The organism is Mesorhizobium kowhaii (assembly GCF_042431665.1).
GTDB classification, from domain to species: domain Bacteria; phylum Pseudomonadota; class Alphaproteobacteria; order Rhizobiales; family Rhizobiaceae; genus Mesorhizobium; species Mesorhizobium kowhaii.
On the sequence record NZ_JBHLYT010000175.1, the window covers coordinates 1 to 982 of the forward strand.

Here is a 982-nt window from a genome sequence, read left to right on the forward strand (position 1 = left end):
GGCAAGGTGGTGCAGAAGCTCGGCGTCGTGCCGCAGCAGATCGCCGGCGGCGATATCTATCCGGCGCTGGAAAAAGGCACCATCGACGCCGCCGAATGGGTCGGTCCGTATGACGACGAGAAGCTCGGCTTCTACAAGGTGGCGCCCTATTACTACTACCCCGGCTGGTGGGAAGGCGGTCCGACCGTCCATCTGATGTTCAACAAGGCGAAATACGACGAGCTTTCGCCGGCTTACAAATCTCTGCTGCGCACCGCCGCCCAGGCTGCCGATGCCAACATGCTGCAGAAATACGATTATCTGAACCCGGCAGCGGTGAAGCGGCTGGTGGCCGGTGGTGCCAAGCTGCGCCCGTTCAGCCAGGACATCATGGCCGCCTGCTTCGAAAAGGCCAACGAGGTCTATGCCGAAATGGAAGCCACCAACGCGCCGTTCAAGAAGATCTGGGACTCGATCAAGGGCTTCCGCAAGGAGCACTATCTCTGGGCGCAGGTGGCCGAATACAATTACGACACCTTCATGATGGTCCAGCAGCGCAACGGCAAGCTGTAGACCGCTCTTTGCATATTCGAAAGACCCCGGGCCTGCTCGCCCGGGGTCTTTCTTTTCAGGCTGGCGAGGAACTCACCTCGACCAGTATTCCGCCTGGGGCAAGGCAGTAGAAGGTCGTCGAATTGACGCCGCCGCGCGTCAGCTCCTGGACCTCGCCCGGCGCGAGGCCCGCATCGGCAAGCTCGGCCTGCTTTGCGTGCACAATGTCCGGTTTGCCCACGAAGAAGCCGACGTGAAAACCGTCGGGATAGCGGGCCGTCTCTCCCTTGCCCGGCATCATCAGGTTGAGGATGAAGCCGTCCGTTCCGCGTAAAACCGCGAAGGCGTCCTTGCCGCGCATGGCGACAAGCTCGAAGCCGAAATGGCTGGTGAAGAAGCCGGCAAGAGCCGCGACTTCGGTGGTAATCAGATTGGCATGGTTCAGTTTCAT

Annotated in this window: 2 protein-coding genes; one reads left to right on the plus strand and one right to left on the minus strand. The window is 60.6% G+C overall.

The genetic code is table 11. From position 1 onward, the window contains the following. Positions 1 to 552 (plus strand): TRAP transporter substrate-binding protein (locus tag ACFFNA_RS36920; RefSeq protein ID WP_378924976.1); only part of this gene is annotated, 552 nt, incomplete at its 5' end. 55 nt (positions 553 to 607) lie between these two features. On the opposite strand, the gene ACFFNA_RS36925 is transcribed toward ACFFNA_RS36920, so the two are convergent. Next, positions 608 to 982 (minus strand): VOC family protein (locus ACFFNA_RS36925; RefSeq protein ID WP_111544956.1); only part of this gene is annotated, 375 nt, incomplete at its 5' end.